The following is a 25,870-nucleotide window of genomic DNA, read 5'->3' as shown; positions in this document are numbered from 1 at the left end:
GCTACAGCGCCTCGAAGCCCGCCTTCTGGCGTTCGGTCCACAACAGATGCAGCGTCAAGCCGTTCTCAGCCGATTCCTCGCGCTGAACCACGCCAGCCTCGTGAAGCCAAGCGCGGCGGCGGCCGTCAGAAAAGGGCAGCGTCACCGTGTCGGTCGTCTTCGGTTCGTCCAGAACCTCGGACAGATGCGCGTCGATGGCCGAGGTCAGGTCGTCCAACCCCTCGCCCGTCAGCGCGCTGACTGCCTGGATGCCCTGGGTGCGCTCATCCGTACGGCGCAGGGCCGCGCGCGTGTCGGCGGACAGGGCGTCGATCTTGTTCCAGACCTCGATCAGTGCCACATCCTCATCGACACCCAGAGACTCCAGAATCTCGGCCACGTCGGCGGCCTGTTCCTCGGTCTCGGGGTGGCTGATGTCGCGGACATGCAGGATCAGGTCGGCTTCCAGCACCTCCTCCAAGGTGGCGCGGAAGGCGGCGACCAGTTCGGTCGGCAGGTCGCTGATGAAGCCCACGGTATCGGACAGGATGATCTTGCGCCCCTGCCCGCCCCCGGCGCCGGGCAGGCGGATCGCCCGCATGGTCGGGTCCAGGGTCGCGAACAGCATGTCCTTGGCCAGAACCTCGGCCCCGGTCAGGCGGTTGAACAGCGTGGACTTCCCGGCGTTCGTGTAGCCCACAAGCGCCACGATGGGATAGGGCACCTTGGCCCGTGCGGCGCGGTGCAGGGTGCGGGTCTTCACGACCCGCTCAAGCTGCCGGCGCAGCCGGGTCATCTGTTCGTCGATGGCGCGGCGGTCGGCCTCGATCTGCGTCTCGCCGGGACCGCCGACAAAGCCAAGCCCGCCCCGCTGACGTTCCAGGTGGGTCCAGGCGCGCACCAGCCGCGTCCGCTGATAGGACAGCGCGGCCAGTTCCACCTGCAACACGCCCTCCCGCGTCCGCGCGCGGTCGGCGAAAATTTCCAGGATCAGCCCGGTCCGGTCCAGAAGCTTGACGCCCCAGTCCTTTTCCAGGTTGCGCTGCTGCACGGGGCTGACCGGGCCGTCGATCAACACCAGATCGACCTCGGCCGCGTCCAGGCGCTCGCCGATCTCGGCCAGCTTGCCCTTGCCGAACAACCGGCCCGGATCGGGCTTGCGCAGGCGCGCGACCTCGTCTCCGACGATCTCGATGCCCGGCAGGGCATGGGCCAGCGCCACCGCCTCGGCCAGGGCATGTTCGGGTTCGCGCCGCTGGGTGCGCGCGGCCAGGTCGGGATGGATGACATAGGCGCGGGTCGGCCGAGCCTCGGTCGGGGTGGGTTCGGCCAATCAGTCCTCGCCTTCGTACAGCGAAATGGGCTGGCCCGGCATGATCGTGCTGATGGCGTGCTTGTAAACCAGCTGGGACTGGCCGTCGCGGCGCAGCAGAACGCAGAAATTATCGAACCATGTGATGACGCCCTGCAACTTGACGCCGTTGATCAGGAAGATCGTGACGGGCACCTTCGCCTTGCGGACATGGTTGAGAAATGCGTCCTGCAAGTTCTGCTTGTCGCCAGCCATTCTTGTTTCCGTTTTTTACTGTCCCGGTCGAATTTCACATCTATGCGGTTGATGCGGCCCTTGCAAGCGTGTCGGGCTGCCGGACCGTTACGGCCTAACGGCGCCAGAACTGCGGCGAAAACAGCGCCAGGACCGCCAGGGTTTCCATGCGCCCGACGATCATCGCCCCTGCCAGCACCGCCTTGGTGAAGGGCGGCAGGCCCGACCAGCCCTCCCAGGGGGCGGATGCGATGCCCGCCGTGGCCTCGAAAGCGGGGGTCAGGGGGATCGCGGCGGCCAGCGGGCCGGTATTGGTCAGCGCGGCGATGGACAGGATCGTCGCCGTCTCGATCTCGATCCGCTGGATCGACACCAGGGCCACGCAGACCGCGATCGAGGTCGCGAACAGCATGAAGAAGATGAAGGCCAGATAGGCCCCCTCGCGCCGCAGCCGCCGGGCGATCTGGCCACCGCCGGCAATCGAGTTCGGATGCACGATCCGTTCCATTTCCCGCTGCCCGTGCCGCGCCAGGGCATAGACCCGCAGCAGCTTGACCCCACCCGCCGTGGTGGCGACGCCACCGCCCATCATCGCCAGCCCCGCCAGGATCAGGCCGGGCGAGGTCAGTCCCGACCAGGCCCGCGCGCCCTGCCAGTCGATCGAGGTCCAGCCGGTCGTCGTCAGATAGCTGAGGCTGTTGAACAGCCCGCCCCAGAAGGCGGCAAGCCCGCTGCGCAGGTCGTGCAGGATTTCCGGCGATCCGTCGGGCGCGCGGGCGCTGTCGATGGCCCCCAGGAAATGCCGGGCGAACAGCGACAGCGCGACCAGGGCCACGAAACCCGCCGCCATCTTCAGTTCGGGATCGTCGACCAGCCGGTCGGTGGCGCGCAGGGCGCCGCCGCCGGGCCAGAAGCGGCGCGACAAGGCGGGGATCAGGAACAGGAACACCGCCATCTCGCCCGGCAGTCCCGAACTGACGCCGGGCGGGCCGAGGACCGGGGAAATGCCGCTGGTCGACAGCGTTCCCATCGCCCGACACAATGCGATCAGGCCCGGATCGCCCAGCACCAGCAGGATCAGCCACAGGGCCAGCGTCAGCCCCGCATAGACCGGAAAGACCGCCGTTGCGGATCGCATCAGCCGGTAATGGGGATGGGTCAGCACCGTCTGGAAGCCGGGCGCAGACAGATGCGGGTTGCGGTCCAGCGGATCGGCGGATCGAGGCAGGCGTTCCAGATATTCGCGGCGGCCATAGGGCTGGGCCATGATCTCGAACCCGCCGATATGCAGGGGCGCCAGGATCGCGGTGGCGGCGGCCAGGATGAAGAACCCGCCCATCCAGCCCGCCATCGCCCGCCACAGATGCAGCGGCATCGGCAGCAGGTCGGCCGAATACAGCGATGCCCCGGTGGTCGTCAGCGCCGAGGTCATTTCCCACCAGGCGTTGAACAGGCCGGTATCGGGCATCGCCTCGGAAAAGGGCAGCGCCATGATCAGCGGCATCCCGGCATAGACGGCCAGCATGGTCAGCAGCGTGTCGCGCGGGCGCGTCCGGCGCGGATTGGCGGCGGTCGCCAGCCCGATCAGCCCCGCCACGACCAGCACCAGCAGCCCCGAATAGAAGAAGTCGCGCGCCAGTGCGTCGTTGTTGTGGACCGAGGCATAGGCTGCGGGCAGCATCATCGCCAGCCCGGTCATCGCGGCCAGCAGGACGAACAGCGGCAGGCGCAGCAGCACGGCCATGGCGCGTCAGAAAAAGTCGATCGAGACCTGCAACAGGCGCTCGACCTCTGGCACGTCCTTGGTCAGGGCGAACATCAGGATCACGTCGCCCTCCTCGATGCGGGTGTCGGGGGCGGGCTTGACGATGCGGTCGCCCTTTTGCACCGCGCCGATCAGCACGCCCTCGGGAAATTCGATGTCGCGGATCGCCCGGCCCGATATGGGCGAGGTCGACAGGGCCTGCGCCTCGATCACCTCGGCCTCGGCGTCGCCGATGGAATAGATGTCGCGGACCCGGCCATGGCGGATATGGCGCAGGATGGTGGACACGGTGGTGGCGCGCGGGTTGATATAGGCGTCGATGTCCAGCACCTCCATCAGCGGCACCATGGTCGGGTCGTTGATCAGCGCGATGGCCAGCTTTGCCCCCGCCTGCTTGGCCCGGACCGAGGCCAGGATGTTGGTCTTGTCGTCGTCCGTCACCGCCAGCACCGCGTCGGCTGTGGGAACGGCCGCTTCCTCCAGCAGTTCGGCGGACAGCCCGTCGCCGTTCAGCACGATGGTCCGTTCCAGCCGGTCGGCGGCGAATTCCGCGCGGCTGCGGTCGCGTTCGATCAGCTTGGCGCGGATCCGGTCGGGCCGCGCCTCAAGCGCCTGGGCCACGGCAAGGCCCACATTGCCCGCGCCGATGATCGCCACGCGTTCCTGCTTCAACGGCGGCTTGCCGAAGATCTCCAACGTGCGGCCCACATCCTCACGATGGCTGAAAACATAGATCTGGTCATGGGCGAACAGCTGGTCGCCCGGTTCCGGCGCGAACAGCCGCCCCTGGCGGCGGACCCCGGCGACGATGGCGCGCAGGCTGGAAAACAGGTCGCTCAGCTGGCGCAGGGGGGTGTTCAGCGCGGGGCAGTCCTCCTCCAGCAGGATGCCCAGAAGCTGCACCTTGCCGCCCATGAAGGTTTCCACGTCGAAGGTGGACGGCGCGGACAGCCGTTGCAGGGCGGCGTTCGCGACCTCGCGTTCCGGGCTGATCACCACGTCGATGGGCAGGTGAGAGGTGCTGTAGAGGTCCGAATAGATCGCATCCAGATAGGCGCTGCTGCGCAACCGGGCGATCTTGCGCGGCACCTGGAAGATCGAATGGGCGACCTGGCAGGTGACCATGTTCACCTCGTCCGAATGGGTGGCGGCGATGATCAGGTCGGCGTCGCGGGCGCCCGCGCTGTCAAGCACGTCGGGATGGCTGGCAAAGCCGGTGACGCCCTGCACGTCCAGGGCGTCGGTGGCGCGGCGGATCAGTTCGGCATTGTTGTCGATCACGGTCACGTCGTTGCGTTCGCCCGACAGGTGGCGGGCGATCTGCCAGCCGACCTGTCCCGCGCCGCAGATGATGATCTTCATGGCCGTCCCCCTGCCGCCCGAGCCGCCCCCTGCCTACGGTGCCGCCGCGCATGGCGCAACCGTGCTACTTGCCCATCAGCAATTCGTCCTCGGCCCGCATTCCGCCGACCACGCCCAGCGATTTCAGCTTGCGATGCAATGCGCTGCGCTCCATTCCCACGAATTGCGCGGTGCGGCTGATATTGCCGCCGAAGCGGTTGATCTGGGCCACCAGGTATTCGCGTTCGAACATCTCTCGCGCTTCGCGCAGGGCCATGGCGGTGATCTGCGGACCCAGGGCCAGGGCGTCGCTGTTGTCGGGCGTGGCGCCCTGGGGTTCCAGTTCGGCGGGCTGGATCGGGCCGCTTTCCTCGGCCAGGATCAGCACGCGTTCGATGACGTTGCGCAACTGGCGGATATTGCCCGGCCAGCGCATGGATTGCAGGGCAGCCACGGTTTCCTCGGGCAGTTCGCGCGGGGTCAAACCCTGGCTGCGGTGGAAATGGTCGATGAAATGGCGCGCCAGCAGGCCGATGTCGTCGCGCCGTTCCACCAGCGAGGGCACGGCCACCGGCACCACGTTCAGCCGGTCGTACAGTTCCTGCCGGAACCGGCCCGCCGCGATTTCCGCCGGCAGATCGCGATTGGTGGACGAGATCACCCGCAGATCGACCCGCACCCGGTCCGCCCCCCCTGCCCGCACGAACTGCTGTTCGGTCAACACGCGCAGGATTTTCGGCTGCGTTCCCATGGGCATATCGCCGACTTCGTCGAAATAGATGACACCGCCATGGGCCTGTTCCAGCAGGCCGGGTTCAATGCCGCGCTCGGCTGTCTCGCGGCCGAACAGAACCTCCTCCATCCGTTCCGGTTCGATGGTGGCGCAGGGAACGGTGACGAAGGGGGCCGAGGCGCGCGGGCTGTGGGCGTGGATATAGCGGGCGGCCATTTCCTTGCCCGTGCCCGGCTCGCCCGCCAGCATCACCCGGCCGTTCGACTTGGCGACCTTGTCCAGGGCATCGCGCAGCCGCTTGAAGGCGACGGACTGGCCCAGCATTTCCGCCGCCCGGTCGCCGCCGCGCCGCAAGCTGCTGTTCTCGCGCCGCAGGCGGCTGGTCTCCATCGCCCGGTTCACCACCACCATCAGCTGGTCGATGTTGAAGGGCTTTTCGATGAAGTCATAGGCGCCCTGCTTGATCGCCGCGACCGCAATTTCAATGTTGCCATGCCCCGAGATGATGATGACCGGCACGTCGGGGTTGTTGCGCTTGACCTGCTTCAGGATGTCGATGCCGTCCATGCGGCTGTCCTTCAGCCAGATGTCCAGCACCATCAGCGCGGGCTGGCGATCGTTCAGGGCGGCGATCGCCTCGTCCGAGTTCGCGGCGACGCGCGTCTCGAACCCCTCGTCCTTCAGGATATCCGCCACCAGTTCGCGGATGTCGCGTTCGTCGTCAACGATCAGGATATCGCTCATATCGGTGCTGCCTCGTCTTCTTTTGCTTTTATCTTGCGTTGCGCGCCGCGCACGGGATGGCGTTCCCGCGGCAGGCGGATTTCGGCGACCGCCCCCTGGCCATCGGGCCGGTCGGACAGCGACAGGCTGCCGCCATGTTCCTCGACGATCTTCTTGACGATGGGCAGGCCCAGTCCGGTACCCCCCGCCTTCAGGGTGACATAGGGTTCGAACAGCCGCGAACGATCTGCGGGCAGGCCGGGGCCGTTGTCGGCGATGCGGATCGTCACCGCGTCGTGGTCGGCCCGCATGTCGACCGTTATTTGGGGCGCCCAGTCTTCGGGCGGGTTTTCCGATTTTTCCTCAACAGCTTCTCCGGCATTCTTCACCAGGTTCGTGAAGGCTTGGCGCAGCATTCCCGCGTCGCAATCGACGATCACCGGCTGGTCGGGAATGTCGGTTGCAAGCGCGCCTTTCAGCGCGTCCTGCTGCAGCAGCGCAACCTCGCGCAGCAGCCCGGCCAAGTCGATCTCGGCCCGGTCGGGTTCGGGCATCCGGGCGAAGCGGCTGAATTCGTCCACGATCCGGCGCAGGTCGCCGGTCTGGCGGATGATCACGTCGGTATACTGATCCAGCGAGGCCTTGTCCTCGGGCGACGCCAGCCTGCCGAACTTGCGGCGCAGGCGTTCGGCGGACAGCTGGATCGGCGTCAGCGGGTTCTTGATCTCGTGCGCGACGCGGCGGGCGACGTCGCCCCAGGCGGCCATGCGCTGCGCGGTCACAAGCTCGGTCACGTCGTCGAAGGCCACCACATAGCCCTCCAGATCGCCGTCCGTGCCGCGCCGCACGGCCATGCGCACCAGCAGGCTTTCCACGCGGCCTTCGCGCATCAGGCGCACCTCGTCCTGCACGGTTTCCGCGACGGATGCCGACAGGCGGTCGAACAGCGGCGCGAATTCCGGCACGGCCTCGGACAGCAGGGCGTCGATGTCGCGTTTCGGGTCCAGCCCCAGCAACCGGCTGGCGGATCGGTTCACGAAATCGATTTCTCCGGCCGCGTCCAGCCCGATCACGCCCGAGGTGACCGAGGACAGCACGTTGTCGAACAGCCGCCGCTGTTCGTCGCTGACGCGATAGCTGTCCACCAGTTCGGCCCGCTGCGCCTTGAGCTGCCGGGTCATGCGGTTGAAGGATTGGCCCAGGGTCTGGATCTCGTCCCCCGTATCGGGTTCGGGCACCTGCACGTCCAGGTCGCCATGCCCCACCCGTTCGCTGGCCTGGGCCAGCAGGCCGATGGGCCGCGACAGGCGAGACGCGAACCACAGCCCCAGCAGCACCGCGGCCGCGACCAGCAGCAGCGCGAAGGCCAGGTAGACCAGCGAAAATTCGAACAGTACCTGGCTGCGGGTCTGTTCAAGCTGGCGATAGCTGCCGACCGTCGCGCGGGTGTCATCCACCAGCCCCAGCAGCGCGCCGTCCACATCGCGGGTCACATACAGGTAACGGTCGGCCAGCGGCGGCAGGGCCACCAGGGCGCGGAATTCGTTGTTCTCCCAATCCTCGATCAGGACCACGCCGTCGGACTGGGCACGGTCCAGGTCGCCGCTGTCGGGGGCCTCGTACCAGAACAGATAGGACCGTTCGCCCCGCGCGCGGATTTCGCCTGCGCCGTTGATGATATAGGCCTCGCGCAGGCCCCGCTGGATCAGCGCCTGACCTTGGACCAGAAGCTGCCGCATCTCGGCGTCCTCGATCATCGGATTGGCGCGGCCCGCCTGGGTCAGCACGCTGGCCAGGGCGGTGGCGTCCTGGATCAGGTCGCGGCGGTGTTCCTCTTGATAGGCTTCGGCGGCGGCCTGGGATGTGGTGACCACCTGCTGCACCCGACCCGAGAACCAGCCTTCAAGCCCGATATTGACCAGAAACCCCGCGAACAGCGCGACCAGCACCGTGGGAACCAGGGCCAGCCCCGCAAAGATCAGCACCAGCCGCGCGTGCAGCCGCGATCCGGCGGCGGTCTTGCGCCGCGCGGTGATCAGCCGCGCCATGCGCAGCACGATGAGCCCGATAAGAACGATCAGATAGGCCAGATCCAGCAGCAGGATCAGCCGCAGCATCCGGCTTTCGGCGCCCTGGGCCAGCGGCCCCAGCACCGTCATCGTGGCGCCCGCCAGCAGCAGCCCGACGGCCAGCATGCCGAACGCCATGGCGCCGCGCCAATGACGCGGCAACGTAACCCGTGCGAGCCTGTCCCAGCTCAGCCCTGATGCGGCACCTGCCATTGCCCCCGCCTGCCGTCTGACGCGGCTTTCTGTTGCAGCGCCGATACGGATGGCGCTGCCCCTGTGGCGGTTTTACATCAGTTTGCGGCGCCGTGTCACCTCGATATTCAGTTCGGTCAGCTTCTTGCGCAGGGTATTGCGGTTTATGCCCAGCAGATCGGCGCATCTCAGCTGGTTGCCGCCGGTCGCGTCCAGGGCGACCTGCAACAGCGGACGCTCGATCTCTCGCAGGATGCGGTCATAGAGGCCGGGGGGCGGCAGGCTGTCGCCATGCAGGTCGAAATAGCGTTGCAGATGCGCCTCGACCGAATCCGACAGGGGGCCGTTGCCGCCGCCCAGTTGATAAGGCGCGGGACCGGCGCCCTCGGCCGCCGACGACGGCGGCGGCGCGGGCACGACTGTCAGGGGGGCCGCGCGGGTGGCGCCCTGCTGGGTCAGGGCCTCGCGCATCTCGGCGGCGGTGATGGTGGGGCCGCTGGCGGTCAGGGCCAGGCGGCGCATCATGTTTTCCAGCTCGCGCACATTGCCGGGAAAGGCATGGACGCGCAGCAGGGCGGCCGCGTCATCGCCCAGGGCGCGGTCGGGCAAGCCCTGGGTCGCCGCACGGGCCAGCAGATGCGCGGCCAGCGGCAGGATGTCATCGACCCGCGCCCGCAGCGGCGGCACCGTGACCGTCACACCGGCCAGCCGGTAATACAGATCCGACCGCAGTCGCCCCGCCGCCACGTCCGCCTGGGGATCCGGCCCGGTGGTCGCGACGATGCGCGGCGCCATGGCGCGGTCCGGTCCGCTTTCCAGCGATTCGATCAGCCCGATCAGGCGGGCCTGCGCGGCGGCGTCGAAGCCCGCCGGGTTTTCGATCAGGATCGTGCCGCCCCGCGCCTTGTCGGCGGCCCGCGAGATCGCCTCGTCGCCCGCATCGGCGGAGGTCAGGATCGCCAGCCCCTGGTCGCGGCGGTCGGACAGGTCGTGGAAGGACCGCGCGATCGTGGTCTTGCCGACGCCGGGTTCGCCCGCGATCAGCACCGGCAGATCGGCATTGAGGATCCGCGCCACCATGCGGAACAGCGACTGCATCGCCGGGGCATGGCCGATCAGCGGCATTGCCGGATCGGCGGCGGGGCGCGGGGCGGCGGCATCGGGCAGCGGGTCCGATTTGCGCGGGCGGCGCGACAGCGCCTGGTTCGCCTTGGCCATCAGGTCGGGCAGGTCGAAGGGCTTGGGCAGGTATTCGAAGGCCTCGGCCTCGGTCGCGCGGATGGCGGTGACGATGGTATTCTGTGCCGAGATCACGATCACCGGCAGGTCGGGCCGCGCGTCGCGGATCGCCGGGATGCGGTCGATGCCGTTGCCGTCGGGCATCATCACGTCGGTGATGACCAGATCGCCGCGCCCTTCCTCGACCCATTTCGACAGCTGCGCCAGGCTGCCCGTGGCATGGACCCGGCAGCCCGCGCGGGTCAGCGCCTGGGTCAGCACGGTGCGGATGGTGCGGTCGTCGTCGGCGATCAGAACGGTTCCGTCCATGGCGTCGGTCCTTATGCCTTGGGCAATGAGATGCGGAAAACGGTGCGGCCGGGGCGCGAGTCCACCCGGATCAGCGCGCCGTGGTCGGTGATGATCTTGCTGACAAGCGCCAGCCCCAGCCCGGTACCGTTTTCCCGGCCCGACACGAAGGGCTCGAACACCTGATCGGCGATGGCGGGGGGCAGGCCGGGGCCGTTATCCTCGATCTCGATCTGAAGGGGCAGCGGGCGTCCGGTCGGGTCGGTCTCGTCCGGGGGCAGGCGCAGGCTGTGATCATAGAAGCTGCGCAGGCGGATCACGGGCTGGTCGGTGTCCTTCAGCGCCTCGGCCGCGTTCTTGACCAGGTTCAGGCAAACCTGGGTCAACTGGTCGGCATCGGCCAGGGCGTCGGGCAAGGACGGGTCGTATTCCGCCACGATGCCGATCTTGCGGGCGAATCCCACGGCGGCGGACCGGCGGACCTTTTCCAGCACGTCATGGACATTGATCGCCCGCAGGTTCGGGGCCGAGGTGTCACCGAAGCGTTCCACCTGTTCCAGCAGCGATACGATGCGCTTCGATTCGCTGACGATCATCTCGGCCATCTCGCGGTCCTCGGGCGGGGCGTTCATGCCGATCAGCTGCGCCGCGCCCCGAATGCCCGCCAGGGGGTTCTTGATCTCGTGCGCCAGCATTTCGGCCATGCCGATGGCGCTGCGGGCGGCGGTGCGCACGGCGCGGCTTTGCGATTGCAGCCCGGCCTCGTCCAGCGGCACCAGCAGCAGGGACACCGCCCCGCCGATATCGGCGGCGGAACCGGCATGGACGGCGGCGCGGCGTTCCTGGTGGCCGCCCGCGCGGTCGCCGATCTCGAAGCAGACATTGGGCTGATACAGCGCCTCGTCGCTGCGCATCACGCGGGCGACCAGCGGCGACAGGGACGGCTGAATGCGCAGCCGGGTCCGCATGTCGTCGCTGTCCAGAACCCGCCCGATGGTGGAGTTGCGCGACATGTTCAGCCAGAACTCGGCCGCGTCGTTCATGGCGGCGACCCGGCCCTGGTCGTCCAGGACCAGGGCGGGCAACGGCAGGGCGTCCCAGCCCGGACCAGGGCGCGCCTGCGCAAATCCGGTCGGGCTGCCCCGCGTCATGCGGCCACCGGCGCGTCGGAAAAGGCCTGGCGGATCAGGGCCAGCGCCGCCGCCGGGCTGTCCGCGCGCAGCATCTGGTCGCGCAGCGGCGCCCCGTTCGCATCGGCATACCAGCCCAGATGCTTGCGCGCGACGCGCAGGCCCAGGTCGGTGCCATAGAAATCCAGCATGTCCTCGTAATGCTCGGCCACCGCGTCGGCCAGGGCATCGCCCTGCGGCACCTGCGGCGCGGGGCTGCCGGTCAGGTCGTGGGCGATCCGCGCCAGCCGCCAGGGCGCGCCCTGCGCGCCGCGCCCGACCATCACCGCCTCGGCGCCCGAGGCCGCAAGCGCCGCCCGCGCCGAGGCCGCGTCCACGACATCGCCATTGGCGACCAGCGGCGGGCGGCCCGGCAGGTTCGCCACCGCCCGGATCCGGGTCCAGTCGGCCTGGCCCTTGTAGAACTGCGCCCGAGTCCGGCCATGTACGGTCAGCATCCTGACGCCCGCATCGGTCGCGCGGCGGGCCAGATCGGCGGCGTTCAGGCAATCCTCGTCCCAGCCCAGCCGCATCTTGAGCGTCACAGGCACGGATACGGCGCCCACCACCGCGTCGATCAAGCCAAGCGCGTGGTCCAGATCGCGCATCAGCGCCGCGCCGGACAGCCCGCCGGTGACCTTCTTGGCCGGGCAGCCCATGTTGATGTCGACGATCCGCGCGCCCATGCCCGCGACGATGCGCGCCGTTTCGGCCATCGCCCCCGCCTCGCGACCGGCGATCTGGACGCTGACGGGCAGCGCCCCTTCGGTCAGGGCCTTGGCGCGGACGGCCGCGCGGGTGGACGGGCGCGGCGTCACCATTTCGGTCGAGGCGACCATCTCGCTGACCATCAGCCCGGCGCCGTATCGCGCAACGGCGCGGCGAAACGGCAGATCGGTGATTCCCGCCATCGGTGCAAGAAACACCGGCGGGCCAAGCCGCATGTCGCCAAGAATGATCGGTTCGCCGAACTGCATGTCCTGTTCCTTCGCCTTGACCCAAGCGGGCCGCAAGCCAGCGGTTGCGGGCAGGGATGCCGCTTCTTTAACCATCCGCAGAGCTGCCTGTATTTTAATCAATAAGCCCGATTTTAAGGCAGGGCCAGCGCGATCCGTCCTGTCGCGAAGATCCCGCAGCCTTGCCGCAATCACCGTGGCAGCCCGGCCCTGCACATGTTTAGATAGAGGCTTCATTGCAAGGGGGACGCATGTTCCTGTCGGTTTTCGATCTGTTCAAGGTGGGCGTGGGCCCGTCGTCGTCGCATACGATGGGGCCGATGGTGGCGGGTGCGCGGTTCCTGGACGAGCTGCGCCAGCAGCCCTTCAGGGCGCATGGGCTGAAGGCCAGCCTGCACGGCAGCCTTGCCTTTACCGGCAAAGGCCATGCGACCGACCGCGCGACGATCCTGGGCCTGGCAGGCTTCGTGCCGGCCACCCTGGACGCCGATGCCGCCGAATCCGCCCTTGCCGCAAACCGCGCCACCCGCATCCTGTCGCCCGAGGGGCTGGGCGATCTGGTCTTCGACCCCGACCGCGACCTGCGCTTCGATTTCGACCATGCGCTGCCGGGACATGCGAACGGCATGACGCTGTCGGCCACCGACGCCCAAGGCGACGTGATCTTCCACCGCATCTATTATTCCATCGGCGGCGGCTTCGTGCTGACCGACGATGAACTGGCCCGCAAGGGGGACGAAAAACGCAGCGACGATGCGCCCAAGGTGCCCTACCCGTTCTCCAGCGCAGCCGAGATGCTGGAGATGGCCGCGTCCTCGGGCAAGTCCATCGCGCGGATGAAGCATGACAACGAACGGGTGTTCCGCTCGGACGCCGAGATCCGCGACGGGCTGATGCGGATCTGGCAGGTGATGCGGGACTGCATGGACCGGGGGCTGACCACCGACGGCATCCTGCCAGGCGGGCTGTCGGTCAGGCGCCGCGCCAAGGCGATCCACGAAAAGCTGCGGGCCGAACGCGGCATGAACCTGACCGCGCCCCATGTCATCAACGACTGGATGTCCACCTATGCCATGGCCGTGAACGAGGAGAACGCGGCTGGCGGCCAGGTCGTCACCGCGCCCACCAATGGCGCGGCGGGCACGGTTCCCGCCGTGATCCGCTACTGGCTGGACCATGTGCCCGGCGCGTCCGAACGCGACATTCCCGAATTCCTGCTGACGGCGGCGGCCATCGGCGGGCTGGTCAAGCACAACGCCAGCATCTCGGGCGCCGAGGCCGGGTGCCAGGCCGAGGTCGGCAGCGCGTCGGCGATGGCCGCGGCGGGTCTGGCGGCGGTCCTGGGCGGCACGCCGGAACAGGTGGAAAACGCGGCCGAGATCGCGCTGGAACATCACCTGGGCATGACCTGCGACCCGGTGCGCGGCCTGGTGCAGGTGCCCTGCATCGAACGAAACGGTCTGGGCGCGATCAAGGCAGTCAGCGCAGCCAGCCTGTCCCTGCGCGGCGACGGCAGCCATTTCGTGCCGCTGGACGCCGCCATCGAGACGATGCGCCAGACGGGCCGCGACATGTCGGACAAATACAAGGAAACATCGCTGGGCGGGCTGGCGGTCAACGTCCCGAATTGTTGATCGCCCTGGCGGCGGGCTGTCGCCGCCAGGGCCGCCATCCGCTTGTGCCGCCGCGCGGCGGTTGCTAACGCTGGGGTGACAGTGATCCCCAAAGAAGGCTGACCGATGACACCGCGTCTTGCACTCATCGCGCTGATGACCCTGCCTCTGGCCGCCTGCGAGGGCGTGACCCTTCCGGGCCTTCCCACGGCGGCCGCGCCCCAGGTCGAAGGCCACAAAGGCCCCCCCGGCGTGTCCCCTCTGGAACAGCCCATCGAAACCGGGACCGAGGCCAGGCCTGTATCCACCGCCGAAGCCGCGACCTATAACACCGCCGCTTTCAGCGCGCGCGGGAACGAGCCGTTCTGGGCCGTGGACGTGGCCGGCAGCACCGCGATCTACAAGACGCCCGACAACCAGAAGGGCCGCGCGATCCGCGTGAACCGCCTGAATTTCGCGCAGGGCGTGGAATATGTAGGCGTCCATGCAGGCCGTCCCTTCGTGCTGAACATCCGGGCCAGCGAATGCCAGGACAGCATGTCGGGACAGGACTTCCCCTTCACCGCGCGGCTGACCGTATCGGGCAAGACAAACGCAGGCTGCGCAGGCCCCGCCGCGCCCGAGGTGGCGACCGCCGTCGCGGCCATCAAGGCGCCCGCCCCGGCGGCCCCGCGCGCAACCCCGGTCGCCACCCGCCCGGCGGCAACGCGCCCCGCGCCGACGCCTGCACCGGCCGAGACCGCGCCCGCCGCACCGGCAGCGACGACACCCACCCCCACGGCGACCACCCCGGCGCCCGCAGCGACCCCCGCCCCGGCATCCGAGGGCACCGGCGACCTGCCTCCGCCGCCCGCCGCGGCAGCCACGCCGGACTCCGCGCCCGCCTCCCCGGCTGCGGAAACCGGGGCATCCGCCCCGATCGTCCCCGAACTGCGCACCCTGCCGCCCGCAGGATCGACCGGCGCGGCCTCGGACTCAGCGACGCCGACGCCAACCGAACCCGCCGAATGACGACCCGGCCGCCCTGCGGCAGCCATGCCGCACCCGGCAAAGCCTGGTGCGCGGCGGGCTGTCGGCGGGGCGGTTTGCCGTCTATGATCCGGCCAAAGCCGAAACGAGGACACGCCATGCGCCGATCTCCCCTTATCCGACGCCTGATGGCGACAACCCTGCCCGTGGCCCTGGTGCTGGGGTCGGCCGGCACCACCGCCGTGGCCGATCCGCTGTATGCGCGGAACATGTCCACCTATGGTCTGGCGGGCGGCATCGACACGCCGACGGCCGAAACCTTGCCGGACGGCACGCTGGGCGCGACGGTGTCCTGGTCTGACTACAGCCGCCGCAGCAGCGTGGTGTTCCAGGCGCTTCCGAAGCTGACGACGGTCCTGCGGTATTCGCGGGTCGACGGCATCCCGGAGGCCGACAACAATGCGATCACGGACCGGTCGCTGGACCTGCGCTATCAGGTGCTGGATGAGCAGGGCTGGCGCCCGGCCGTCGCCGTGGGCTTGCAGGATCTGCTGGGCACCGGCGTCTACTCGGGGGAATATATCGTCGCCACCAAGTCGGTGACGCCCAGCATCCGCGTCTCGGCCGGTCTGGGCTGGGGCGTCCTGGCGGGCAAGCCTCGCACGATCGACATCGACGACGAGGGCGGCAAACCCAATGTGGACGACTGGTTCCGGGGCGGCGCAAAGCCCTTTGCCTCGGTCAGCTGGCAGGTCAATGACCGACTGAACCTGGTCGCGGAATACTCGAACAACGACTATATCGCGAAATACAGCAACGGCGCGGTCTATCAGCAGGGCGAGGAGCCGGGCAGCAACCTGAACCTGGCCGCCTATTACCGCTTCGGCCAGAATTACGAGGCCGGGCTTTACACCATCGGGGGGCAGACCTTCGGGGCGCAGTTCTCGTTGCTGCTGAACCCACGCCAATCGCCCTACCCCTCGGGTCTGGAAAAGGCTCCGGCGCCGGTGCGCCCGCGCCCGGCCCCGCAGGCCGATCCCGATGGCTGGTCGGGCGTCTGGGCGCAGGATCCGACCGCGCAGCCCGCCATCCAGACCGCCCTTGGGGATGCGATGCGCAAGGAAGGCCAGACGCTGGAAAGCATGGCGCTGACGGCCAACCGGGCCGAGGTCCGGCTGCGCAACGGGCGCTACATCAGCCAGGCCGAGGCCATCGGCCGCACCGCGCGCCTGATGACCCGCGCCCTGCCCCCTTCGGTCGAGACCTTCGTGATCACCTCGACCACCGAGGGCATTCCCACCTCCTCGGTCACCCTGCGCCGGTCCGATGTGGAACGGCTTGAGAATACCGAGGCAGGCCAGATCGCCAATGCCTCGGCCCTGACGGATGCTCCGGCCCGCGCGCCGGGCCTGGTGCGCAGCGAAGGGGTCTATCCGCGCTTCCGCTGGTCCGTCAGGCCGTATTTCAGTCTGGGCGTCTTCAGCGCGCAGGACGGGGTCAGCTACGAGGCGGGCGCCCAGGCCCGCGCCAGCTACGAGATCATGCCGGGGCTTGTCGCGACCGGCGCTCTGCGCCAGCGGGCCTTCGGCAACATCGAACGGCGCGGTCCCACCATCGACGGTCGGCGCTACAGCTATGACGAATATCTGGCCGACCCCTCGCTGGAAACCACGCCCGACGGGATGCCCCGGGTGCGGTCGGATGCCCGCATGTACAGCGACAACCCCAATCCGGTGATCCCGGAACTGACGCTGGCCTATTTCGCGAAGCCCACCCCCACTGTCTATACCCGCGTGACCGCCGGTCTGCTGGAACGCGCCTTCGGCGGCGTCTCGACCGAGGTGCTGTGGAAGCCTGCGGGATCGCCCCTGGCACTGGGAGCCGAGATCAATCACGTCAAGAAACGCGACTTCGACCAGTTGTTCGATTTCCGCGACTACGAGGTGACGATGGGCCATGTCTCGGCCTATTACGAGTTCCAAGGCTTCATCGCGCAAGTGGATGTCGGCAAGTATCTGGCGGGCGACAAGGGCGCGACCATCAGCCTGTCCCGCGAATTCGCGAATGGCTGGCGGGTCGGCGCCTATGCGACCAAGACCGACCTATCGGCCGAGGAATTCGGCGAAGGCAGCTTCGACAAGGGCGTCAGCCTGTCGATCCCGCTGGGCTGGGCAACCGGACAGGCGTCGCGCGAACGGGTGAATTCCAGCCTGCGGTCACTGTCGCGCGACGGCGGGGCGCAACTGAATGTCAACGACCGCTTGTATGAACGGGTTCGCGAAAGCCATTCCGTCGAACTTTACGAAGGCTGGGGGAGGTTCTGGCGATGATGAACGGCGCGTTGAAGATCACGCTGGCGGCTTCCGTGCTGGCCGGGCTTGCGGCCTGCGGAAACGATGGCCGGGGTCCGGGTCCGCTGGGCATGCTGGCCCAGACCGCCGGTCAGGTGGTGGCCGAACGCCGCGCCGGGGGTCAGCCTGCCGCCCCCGCCAAATCCCCTCAGGAAGCGGCGGCCGAGGCCTTGCGCATCAATCCCGGTCCGCTGATTCAGGTCGGCTTCGAGAACCTGGACCGCACGCAGGTCATGGCGATGACAGGCCAGAACGGCGCCATGCGCACCTTCATGACCCCGTCCGAAGAAGCGGTGATCCTGCGGAACGGAATGCTGGTCGGCACACGCGGGCTGGGCAACGACCTGTCGGTGGCCGAGCCGGGAACCGAAGGGCTGATCCGCGCGGGCGGTTCAGGCAGCGGCACGCGCGTCATGCGCTATCTGTCGGGCGACGGGCTGGAGCGGCCTTTGCAGTTCGCCTGCACCGTGGGCGCAGGCCCCCGCCCCGGCGTGATCGTGGAATCCTGCCAAGGCCATGGCGCCCGCTTCCAGAACAGCTATATGGTGCAGGGCGGCCAGATCCCGGTGTCGCGCCAATGGGTCGGCCCGGCCCTGGGCTATGTCACGATCCAGACGCTGCGGAACTGAAACGACGACCGTGATCGACGAAGAACCGGCCCATGCGGGCCGGTTTTTTTTCACTTGCCCGACAGATAGCTGTCGATGGCGGCGCGCACGCCCTGATCCTGCACGATCTTCAGCCTGCGGGCGAAAGCCTCTTGGAAGCGCGGATTGGCGGCAAGCGGACCGAACACCGTCTCGTTCGCCAGAAAGGCCAGCGGGTCGCGGCGCGCGGCGAGGGCATAGTCGCGCAGCGTGTCGCTGTTGTCGTCATTGGGCGCGATCTGGTTCCCGGACTCGTCCGTCCGTTCGCAGTAACGGCACCAGAAGGCGACCTCTTGCGCCAGGCCGTCGATAACCGCGTCGGATTTCAGCGCGTCGGCCAGCGTCGGCAGGATGAATTTCGGCTGCCGGTTCGACCCGTCCAGACACAGGCGAGGGATCGTGTCGCCCACCTCGGGGTTGGCGAAGCGGCTGACGATCAGATCCAGGTAGTCGTCATAGCTGACGCCGGGGATCGGTTGCAGGGACGGAATGATCTCTCGTTCCTCGACCGCGCGCAGCCAGGCGGCGATTTGCGGGTCGGCCATGGCGTCGTGGACGAAGTGATGGCCCAGCAGCGCCGAGGGATAGGCGATGGCCGCGTGCCCCCCGTTCAGGATCCGCAGCTTCATCAGTTCATGCTTGCTGACATCGGCCACGAATTCGGCGCCGACCTTCTCCAGCGGCGGGCGGCCTTGGGGGAAGTGATCCTCCAGCACCCATTGGCGGAACGGCTCGCAGACCACGGGGGCTGCGTCGGCGATGCCGAAGCGGTCGCGGACCAGGGCGCGTTCGCGGTCCGAGGTGGCCGGGGTGATGCAGTCGACCATGGAATTGGGGAACGCCACCTTGCGCCGGACCCATTCGGCCAGATCGGGGTCGGACAGTTGCGCCAGTTCCGTCACCGTGCGCGCGCAGACATGGCCGTTTTCCGGCAGGTTGTCGCAGGACATCACCGTGAAAGGCTCGATCCCCGCATCCCGCCTGCGCCGCAGCGCGGCCAGGATCATGCTGAAAACCGTCTTCGGCGCGTCGGGATTGGCCGCGTCATGGGCGATGTCGGGATGGGCGGCATCAAACCCGTCGGTCTTGGCATCGACGTAATACCCACCTTCGGTGATGGTCAGCGACACGATGCGGATCGCCGGGTCGGCCATGGCGGCGATGACCGCCTGCGGATCGACCGGCACGAAGTCGATCATTGACCCGATCACGCGGGCGCTCAGCCCGTTCGGATCCAGCTCGACCACCGTGGTCAGCCAGTCCTGCGCGGCAAGCCGGTCGCGCATCGCCGCATCGCCGGGGCGCACACCCGCGCCGATCAGCGCCCAGTCCTGCCCCGCGTCCATGTCGAACAGACGGTCCAGGTAATAGGCCATATGCGCGCGGTGAAAGTTCCCGACGCCGACATGAAGGATGCCGGGGCGCAGCGCCGCGCGGTCGTAGCGGGGGCGGCCAACGGAATCGGGAAGGTCATGCAGGGCGGATGCGTTCAATGAGACGGCCATGGCCGAACCTTTCTTCTGGGGGACAAGCCTCAGCTCATCCAGTTGCCGCCATCGACGTTGTAGGTCTGGGCGACGATGTATTCGGCCTCGGACGAGGCCAGGAAGATCGCCATGCCGGTCAGGTCGGCGGCGGCGCCCATGCGACCGAAGGGCACGGCGGCGCCGACCTCGCGCTTCTTCTGGCCGGGGGCCTTGCCTTCATACTTGGCGAAGAAGGCGTCCACGCCGTCCCAATGCTCTCCATCCACCACGCCGGGCGCGATGGCGTTGACGTTGATGCCGTGCCCGATCAGGTTCAGCCCCGCCGATTGCGTCAGGCTGATGACAGCGGCCTTGCTGGCGCAATAGACGGCCACCAGGGCCTCGCCCCGCCGCCCGGCCTGGGAAGCCATGTTGATGATCTTGCCGCCCTGCCCGCGTTCGATCATGCCGCGCGCGACGGCCTGCATCATGAACAGCGTGCCCGACACGTTGACCGCGAAGATGCGGTCGTAATCGGCGCGGGCGATTTCCACGATGGGCGCGGCGGTGAACAGGGCGGCGTTGTTGACCAGGATGTCGATGCCGCCGAAGGCCCCTTCGACCTCGGTCACGCAGGCGTCGATGGAGGCCTGGTCGGTCACGTCCAGCCGCACGGCGATGGCGCCTTCGCCCAGACCATCCGCCGCCTGGCGCGCCGCGTCGATGTTGATGTCGCAGATCGCCACGCGGGCGCCTTCGGCCAGATAGGCACGGGCGAATTCCAGCCCGATGCCCCGCGCCGCGCCGGTGATCAGCGCGCGCTTGCCGTCCAGTCGTCGCATCAGATGCGGTCTCCGTTCTTGTCGAATTTGTGGATCTTGTCTTCGTCCGGTGTCAGCCAGACAGTGTCGCCGTGATGCAGGTTGACCTCTCCGGTGGACCGGACGGTGACGGTTTCCGCCAGGCCGGTATCCTCGACATAGAAGAAGCTGTCGGACCCCAGGTGTTCGCTGACGCCGATGCGGCCCTTCCACTTGCCCTCGGTGGCCGAGATGCGGATGTGTTCGGGGCGCACGCCGATGGTCTGGGCGCCGTATTCCGCCGCCGGGCCGCCGGAAAAGAGGTTCATCTTCGGGCTGCCGATGAAGCCCGCCACGAAGACGTTGCGGGGGCTGTGATACAGATCCAGCGGGCTGCCCACCTGCTCGATCCGGCCCGCTTGCAGGACCACGATCTTGTCGGCCATGGTCATCGCCTCGACCTGGTCGTGGGTGACATAGATCATGGTCGTCTTCAGGCGGTTGTGCAACTCGCTGATTTCCAGCCGCATCCCCACGCGCAGGGCGGCGTCCAGGTTCGACAGCGGTTCGTCGAACAGGAACGCCGCCGGCTCGCGCACGATGGCGCGGCCGATGGCCACGCGCTGGCGCTGCCCGCCCGACAACTGGCCGGGGCGGCGGTCGAGGTAGTCGGTCAGGTTCAGCGCCTTGGCGGCGGCTTCGATCCGGCGGTTCTGTTCGTCCTGCGGCACGCCCGCCATCTTCATCGGAAAGGCGATGTTCTTCCTGACCGACATGTGCGGGTAAAGCGCATAGGACTGGAACACCATCGCCAGCCCGCGCTTGGCAGGCGAGGCATCGGTGGCGTCCTTGCCGTCGATCAGGATCTGCCCGCCGCTCACGTCCTCAAGCCCGGCGATCAGGCGCAGCAGGGTGGACTTGCCGCAGCCGGACGGGCCGACGAAGACCACGAACTCGCCGTCGTCGATGGCCAGGTCCAGCGGCGGGATCACCTCGACCTCGCCGAAGCGCTTGGCCACGCCTTGCAGGGTTATCTGTCCCATGTCGTTCCCCTTATTTCACGGCGCCGAAGGTCAGGCCGCGGACCAGTTGCTTCTGGCTGAACCAGCCCAGGATCAGGATCGGCGCGATCGCCATGGTGGACGCCGCCGACAGCTTCGCCCAGAACAGCCCCTGCGGGCTGGAGAAGCTGGCGATGAAGGCCGACAGGGGCGCCGCGTTGGTGGTGGTCAGCTGGATGGTCCAGAACGCCTCGTTCCAGGCCAGGATGATGTTCAGAAGCAGCGTGGACGCGATGCCGGGCACCGCCATCGGCGTCAGCACATACAGGATCTCGTCGCGCAGGGACGCGCCGTCCATCCGCGCGGCCTCCAGGATCTCGCCCGGAATCTCGCGGAAATAGGTATACAGCATCCAGACCACGATCGGCAGGTTGATCAGCATCAGCAGGATCGTCAGGCCGATGCGGGTGTCCATCAGGCCGGTGCGCAGGAAGATCAGATAGATCGGTACCAGCACCGCCACCGCAGGCATCATCTTGGTGGACAGCATCCACATCAGGATGTCCTTGGTGCGTTTGGTGGGCGAGAACGCCATCGCCCAGGCCGCCGGGATCGCCACGACCAGGGCCAGCAGCGTCGATCCCACCGCCAGGATCACCGAATTGGTGAAGGGCCGCCAGTAATTGTTCTGGCTTTGCACCGTCTGATAGCTTTCCAGCGTGAAGGATGGGATCAGGTTGAAGCCCGCGATGGCTTCCTGTTCCGTCTTCAAGCTGGTGATGATCGTGTAAAGGATCGGAAAGAAGATCAGCAGGGCCACGAACCATGCGGCGACGGTCCAGCCGATCCTTGCATTCTTGGACGTTGCGCGGGCCATGTGTTCCCCCTCAGTCCAGGTTGCGGCCGACGGCGCGCATCAGGAAGATCGCGACCAGGTTGGCCAGGATCACGGCGATGATGCCCCCCGCCGCCGCCCCGCCGATGTCGAAGTTCAGGCGCGCGGCGCGATAGATCAGGAAGGTCAGGTTGGTCGATGCGGTGCCGGGGCCGCCATTGGTCGTCACCAGGATCTCGGCATAGATGCCCAGCAGGAAGATCGTCTGGATCAGGATCACCACGGTGATCGCGCGCGCCATGTGCGGCAGCACCAGGTACAGGAACCGGGCGTGGGCGGGGGCGCCGTCCATCTCGGCCGCCTCCATCTGCTCGGTGTCCAGCGATTGCAGCGCGGTCAGCAGGATCAGCGTCGCGAAGGGCAGCCATTGCCAGGCGACGATCAGGATGATCGAGGTCAGCGGATATTGCGCGAACCAGTCCACCGGACTGGCGCCGAAGAACCGGGCGATGTCGGCCAGCACCCCATAGGACGGGTGCATGATCATGTTCTTCCAGATCAGCGCGGCCACCGGCGGCATCACGAAGAACGGGCTGATCACCAGGATCCGCACGATCCCCTGCCCCCAGATCGGCTTGTCGATCAGCATGGCGATGGCGATCCCGCCGATCACGGTGATCGCCAGCACCCCCAGCACCAGCACCAGCGTATTCCAGATGGCCGCGAAAAAGGCCGGATCGCTGTAGAAATACTGATAGTTGAACCAGCCCGCCCAACTGGTCATGCCGGGAGTGAGCAGATTGTAGTTCAGGAACGAATAGTACAGCGTCATGCCCAGCGGCACGATCATCCACAGAAACAGCAGGATGATGGCGGGCGCGCGCATCAGCCGGGCAAGCCCCTGGGTCTGGCGAGTGGCCATGGCCGAAACTCCTCTATCCTCCCAGGCGCGACAGGCGCGCCCCCGGATCCGCGCCGCCCGGTTCCCCAGGCGGCGCGGGTCATGCGTCACTTGATATAGCCGGCCCGCGTCATCTCGCGCGTGGTGTTGGCCTGCGCGGCAGCCAGGGCATCAGCCGCCGAAGCCTGCCCCGCCAAGGCCGCCGAGAACTGCTGCCCCACGGCGGTCCCGATCCCCTGGAACTCCGGGATCGCCACGAATTGCCCGCCGGTATAGGGAATGTCCTGGACCGAGGATTTCTGCGTATTGGCCGCGTTGATCGCCGTCAGGGTCATCGCCGCGAAGGGCGCCTCTTTCTGGTATTCAGGGTTCTCGTAAAGCGAGGTCCGGGTGCCCGGAGGCGCCGCGCGCCAGCCTTCCTTGCTGGCGACCAGGTCCGTATAGCCCTTGGACGTGGCCCAGGCGATGAAGGTCTTGGCCGGGTCCTGCGCGTCCGACGAGGCCGGGATCGCCAGGTTCCAGGCCCACAGCCAGTTGCCGTGGTTGTCCACGCCGTCCTTGTTGGGAAACTTGGCGAAGCCCACCTTGTCGGCGACCGTCGAGTCCTCGGGGTCGGTCACGAAGCTGGCGGCGACGGTGGCGTCGATCCAGATGCCGCACTTGCCCTGCTGGAACAGCGACAGGTTTTCGTTGAAGCCGTTCGACGACGCGCCGGGAGGGCCGTATTCGTTCATCATCGTCAGGTAATCGGTCAGCGTGGCCTGCCATTCGGGGCTGTCGAACTGGGGTTTCCAGTCGGTGTCGAACCACCGCGCGCCATAGCTGTTGGCCATGGCGGTCAGGAAGGCCATGTTCTCGCCCCAGCCGGGCTTGCCGCGCAGGCAGATGCCGTACTGTTCCTTGGACTTGTCGGTCATCGCCTTGGCGGCGGTCATAATGTCGGTCCAGGTCGGATTTTCGGGGATCGTCACCCCGGCGGCCTCGGCTAGGTCGGTGCGGTACATCACCATCGCCGATTCGGCATAGAAGGGCGCGGCATACAGCCTGCCGTCCACCGACAGCGCGTCCCGCACGGCCGGGATCAGGTCGTCCACCCCGTAGGCGTCGTCGAATTCCAGCGGCACCAGCCAGTTCTGCTTGGCCCAGATCGGAACCTCGTAGGTGCCGATGGTCAGCACGTCGTACTGCCCGCCCTGCGTGGCGATGTCGGTGGTGACCCGCTCGCGCAGGATGTTTTCCTCAAGCGTCACCCATTCGACGGTGATGCCGGGATTGGCTGCGGTGAATTCGCTGGTCAGGCCCTGCATCCGGATCATGTCGCCGTTGTTCACCGTGGCGACGGTCAGGGTCACATTGTCCTGCGCGCCCGCGATGCCGGCGGTGGCGCACAGCGCCGTCGCACCCAGCAGGGCGCGAAGAGTGATGGTCATGCTATCCTCCCTTGTCGTTTGGGCATTTGCCACATCGACGGGCAAATATTCACAAACCGCACGCGCTCTGTCAATCGGCAAAATTTGCCCGGCCGGGGCATCTGCCCAGGCGCAAACCTTCACAAGGCTAAAGGGGTTCAGAGGGTCAGCAGGCGTTCCGCCGTGGCCTCGGACGTGATCAGGCCGTTGACCAGCCGTCCGACCAGGGCCGCCCGAATCGCCGGCAGCTTCGCCTCGCCGGTGGCGACGGCGATGACCGGGCGTTCCGCCGCGCGCGGCAGCGGGGCCGAGGCGACGCGGGCGTTGAAGGCGCAGTCGATCACCCGGCCTTCGCTGTCATAGACCCAACTGGTGATCTCACCGGCCGCGCCAAGGGCGGCAAGCTGGTCCATTTCCTCGGCGCTGACGAAACCGTCCACGAACAGCGGCGCGCTGCGGTCCATCTGGCCGATGCCGACCAACGACAGGTCGGCCTGCTGGCACAGATCGATGGTGTTCCGCACCGCTTCCTGGTTGCGCATGGCGGCCAGTTCGGCGGGGTTCCGCGCCAGCACCGGAAGGGGATAGGGGTAATGCGGCGCGCCGATCCGCTCGGCCAGGCTGATCGTCGCGTTATAGGGTGACGCCGATCCGTCCTGCATCATGTTGCCCAGCCGCGACACCACCACATGCTGCGGACAGGACATGCGCGGCAGTTGTTCGACCGTGGCCTTCAGCGCCCGGCCCGTGCCCAGGCTGACGATGCGACGGTCGGGCGATTTCAGCACCCGTTCCAGTTCGGCCGCCGCCGCGATGGCGACGCCGGTGATCAGCCCCGGCGCATCCGGGTCCGAAGGCACGATCTCGCAGGACATCAGCCCGAAGCGCTCCGACAGCGCGCCCGCCAGATCCATGCAGCGGGCGATGGGGTGGTCCAGCCGCACCTTGATCAGCTTTTCGCTGACCGCCATCGCCACAAGGCGCTGCGCGGACTGGCGGCTGACGCCCAGCTTGCGGGCGATTTCGTCCTGGGTATTGCCCGCGACGTAATACAGCCAGCCGGCCCGCGCCGCATCGTCCAGGCGCACCGCTTCGGGGCTGAATCGTCCTGCGTTCACCGGGTCGCCGCCTCTTGCTGAAGGTTTGCCAACAGTTGCGGAAACTCTGCCCAATTGTCAAAGGAGCGGACGCCGCGCGGCAGCGCCATCGGCTCGGCCCCGCGCAGATGCGCGCCGCCCGCGTAATGCAGGACGCGCATTCGGGCGGCCAGGGCGGCGGCGATTCCGGGGGCGCTGTCCTCGATCACCAGGGTTGATGCGGGCGGGCAGCCCATCCGCGCCGCGGCCAGCAGGAACAGGTCGGGCGCGGGCTTGCCATGGCGGACCTGGCTGGCGGTGAAGACCCGGTCCCCGAACCGATCGGCCAGCCCCAGCACCCGCAGCGTATGCCCTACCCGCTGCGGGCTGGACGAGGTGGCGACGCAGGCCGGGATCCCCAGCCCGTCCAGCACCGCCGGGAAACCGGGCGTCGGCCGCAACTCGGCGGAAAAGCGGTCCAGCAGGCGGGCGCGGTAATCGGCTTCGAAACTGTCGGGCAAAGGCCGCCCCCACCGCTGGCGGATCGACTGCGCGACGGTCGGGAAGCTGCGGCCCAGAAAATCGCGCCGCACGTCGGCGGCGGTCACGACGATGCCAAGCACTGCAAGCTGGTCGATCAGGACCGCGGCCGACAGAACCTCGCTGTCGGCCATCACGCCGTCGCAATCGAAGATGATCAGATCGATGGTCACGGTCCCCCCTGCCCCTGACCAGAGGCGATCCGGCGCGAAAGCACAAGTGCAACCCGGCGGCGTTTGTGGCAGGACGGCCCTGCCCCTAT

General features: G+C 67.8%; 21 protein-coding genes. 4 read left to right on the top strand and 17 right to left on the bottom strand.

All coding sequences use genetic code 11. The features are described 5' to 3' along the window. Position 1: 1 nt before the first annotated feature. From hflX to dusB, 9 genes are all read right to left on the bottom strand, one after another. Positions 2 to 1,312: a GTPase HflX gene (gene hflX, locus ACTJI6_RS03680; protein ID WP_440797930.1), complete on the bottom strand. Its 1,311-nt coding sequence runs from the start codon at positions 1,310 to 1,312 to the stop codon at positions 2 to 4. After that, the gene (gene hfq / locus ACTJI6_RS03675; RefSeq protein WP_020949330.1) at positions 1,313 to 1,546 is read right to left on the bottom strand and encodes an RNA chaperone Hfq; all 234 of its coding nucleotides are present in this window, start codon (positions 1,544 to 1,546) and stop codon (positions 1,313 to 1,315) included. 94 nt (positions 1,547 to 1,640) lie between these two features. Then, positions 1,641 to 3,269 (bottom strand): potassium transporter TrkG, encoded by a 1,629-nt coding sequence (locus ACTJI6_RS03670; protein WP_440797927.1) that lies wholly within the window; start codon positions 3,267 to 3,269, stop codon positions 1,641 to 1,643. Positions 3,270 to 3,275: 6 nt separating this feature from the next. Further along, the gene (gene trkA, locus ACTJI6_RS03665) at positions 3,276 to 4,652 is read right to left on the bottom strand and encodes a Trk system potassium transporter TrkA (protein WP_126155323.1); all 1,377 of its coding nucleotides are present in this window, start codon (positions 4,650 to 4,652) and stop codon (positions 3,276 to 3,278) included. A gap of 64 nt (positions 4,653 to 4,716) precedes the next feature. Beyond that, entirely contained in the window at positions 4,717 to 6,108 is a 1,392-nt protein-coding gene (ntrX, locus tag ACTJI6_RS03660; protein WP_440797925.1) for a nitrogen assimilation response regulator NtrX, read from the bottom strand. Next, positions 6,105 to 8,369, bottom strand: coding sequence for an ATP-binding protein (locus ACTJI6_RS03655; RefSeq protein WP_440797923.1), 2,265 nt, complete (start codon positions 8,367 to 8,369; stop codon positions 6,105 to 6,107). Before ACTJI6_RS03655 ends, ntrX begins: the two co-directional genes overlap by 4 nt. A gap of 72 nt (positions 8,370 to 8,441) precedes the next feature. Then, positions 8,442 to 9,896, bottom strand: coding sequence for a response regulator (locus ACTJI6_RS03650; RefSeq protein ID WP_440797921.1), 1,455 nt, complete (start codon positions 9,894 to 9,896; stop codon positions 8,442 to 8,444). An 11-nt stretch (positions 9,897 to 9,907) separates the two neighbouring features. Then, entirely contained in the window at positions 9,908 to 11,026 is a 1,119-nt protein-coding gene (locus tag ACTJI6_RS03645) for a two-component system sensor histidine kinase NtrB (RefSeq protein WP_126155327.1), read from the bottom strand. Beyond that, positions 11,023 to 12,021 (bottom strand): tRNA dihydrouridine synthase DusB, encoded by a 999-nt coding sequence (dusB, locus tag ACTJI6_RS03640; RefSeq protein WP_440797918.1) that lies wholly within the window; start codon positions 12,019 to 12,021, stop codon positions 11,023 to 11,025. Before dusB ends, ACTJI6_RS03645 begins: the two co-directional genes overlap by 4 nt. Positions 12,022 to 12,251: 230 nt before the next feature. On the opposite strand from dusB, the gene ACTJI6_RS03635 reads away from it, so the two are divergent. The 4 genes from ACTJI6_RS03635 (at position 12,252) to ACTJI6_RS03620 (ending at position 17,562) form a co-directional block, all read left to right on the top strand. Then, positions 12,252 to 13,634 (top strand): L-serine ammonia-lyase, encoded by a 1,383-nt coding sequence (locus ACTJI6_RS03635; protein ID WP_440797916.1) that lies wholly within the window; start codon positions 12,252 to 12,254, stop codon positions 13,632 to 13,634. A 105-nt stretch (positions 13,635 to 13,739) separates the two neighbouring features. Further along, positions 13,740 to 14,624 (top strand): COG3650 family protein, encoded by an 885-nt coding sequence (locus tag ACTJI6_RS03630; RefSeq protein WP_440797915.1) that lies wholly within the window; start codon positions 13,740 to 13,742, stop codon positions 14,622 to 14,624. A gap of 116 nt (positions 14,625 to 14,740) precedes the next feature. After that, a complete protein-coding gene (locus ACTJI6_RS03625) occupies positions 14,741 to 16,912 on the top strand; it encodes a YjbH domain-containing protein (protein ID WP_440797913.1) in 2,172 nt (723 codons plus the stop codon). Continuing rightward, complete coding sequence (locus tag ACTJI6_RS03620; RefSeq protein ID WP_440797911.1) at positions 16,912 to 17,562, top strand: YjbF family lipoprotein; 651 nt, start codon at positions 16,912 to 16,914, stop codon at positions 17,560 to 17,562. The genes ACTJI6_RS03625 and ACTJI6_RS03620 overlap by 1 nt, the downstream gene beginning before the upstream one ends. 50 nt (positions 17,563 to 17,612) lie before the next feature. On the opposite strand, the gene ACTJI6_RS03615 is transcribed toward ACTJI6_RS03620, so the two are convergent. The 8 genes from ACTJI6_RS03615 to ACTJI6_RS03580 form a co-directional block, all read right to left on the bottom strand. Beyond that, entirely contained in the window at positions 17,613 to 19,085 is a 1,473-nt protein-coding gene (locus ACTJI6_RS03615; RefSeq protein ID WP_440797909.1) for a mannitol dehydrogenase family protein, read from the bottom strand. A gap of 29 nt (positions 19,086 to 19,114) precedes the next feature. After that, positions 19,115 to 19,888, bottom strand: coding sequence for an L-iditol 2-dehydrogenase (locus tag ACTJI6_RS03610; protein WP_440797907.1), 774 nt, complete (start codon positions 19,886 to 19,888; stop codon positions 19,115 to 19,117). Further along, the gene (locus ACTJI6_RS03605; protein WP_440797905.1) at positions 19,888 to 20,889 is read right to left on the bottom strand and encodes an ABC transporter ATP-binding protein; all 1,002 of its coding nucleotides are present in this window, start codon (positions 20,887 to 20,889) and stop codon (positions 19,888 to 19,890) included. The genes ACTJI6_RS03610 and ACTJI6_RS03605 overlap by 1 nt, the downstream gene beginning before the upstream one ends. Before the next feature lie 10 nt (positions 20,890 to 20,899). Then, a complete protein-coding gene (locus tag ACTJI6_RS03600) occupies positions 20,900 to 21,724 on the bottom strand; it encodes a carbohydrate ABC transporter permease (RefSeq protein ID WP_126156239.1) in 825 nt (274 codons plus the stop codon). A 10-nt stretch (positions 21,725 to 21,734) separates the two neighbouring features. Further along, the gene (locus tag ACTJI6_RS03595; RefSeq protein ID WP_440797902.1) at positions 21,735 to 22,604 is read right to left on the bottom strand and encodes a carbohydrate ABC transporter permease; all 870 of its coding nucleotides are present in this window, start codon (positions 22,602 to 22,604) and stop codon (positions 21,735 to 21,737) included. An 86-nt stretch (positions 22,605 to 22,690) separates the two neighbouring features. Continuing rightward, a complete protein-coding gene (locus ACTJI6_RS03590) occupies positions 22,691 to 24,013 on the bottom strand; it encodes an ABC transporter substrate-binding protein (RefSeq protein ID WP_440797900.1) in 1,323 nt (440 codons plus the stop codon). Between the two features lie 137 nt (positions 24,014 to 24,150). Continuing rightward, positions 24,151 to 25,110 (bottom strand): sugar-binding transcriptional regulator, encoded by a 960-nt coding sequence (locus ACTJI6_RS03585; RefSeq protein ID WP_440797898.1) that lies wholly within the window; start codon positions 25,108 to 25,110, stop codon positions 24,151 to 24,153. Further along, positions 25,107 to 25,781 (bottom strand): HAD family hydrolase, encoded by a 675-nt coding sequence (locus ACTJI6_RS03580; RefSeq protein WP_440797896.1) that lies wholly within the window; start codon positions 25,779 to 25,781, stop codon positions 25,107 to 25,109. The genes ACTJI6_RS03585 and ACTJI6_RS03580 overlap by 4 nt, the downstream gene beginning before the upstream one ends. Positions 25,782 to 25,870 lie beyond the last annotated feature (89 nt).

The sequence above is a fragment of the Paracoccus sp. 22332 genome (genome assembly GCF_052045125.1).
GTDB classification, from domain to species: Bacteria; Pseudomonadota; Alphaproteobacteria; order Rhodobacterales; family Rhodobacteraceae; genus Paracoccus; species Paracoccus haematequi_A.
Note: the sequence above shows the minus strand (reverse complement) of the source record. Positions and strands in the feature narration are given on the sequence as shown.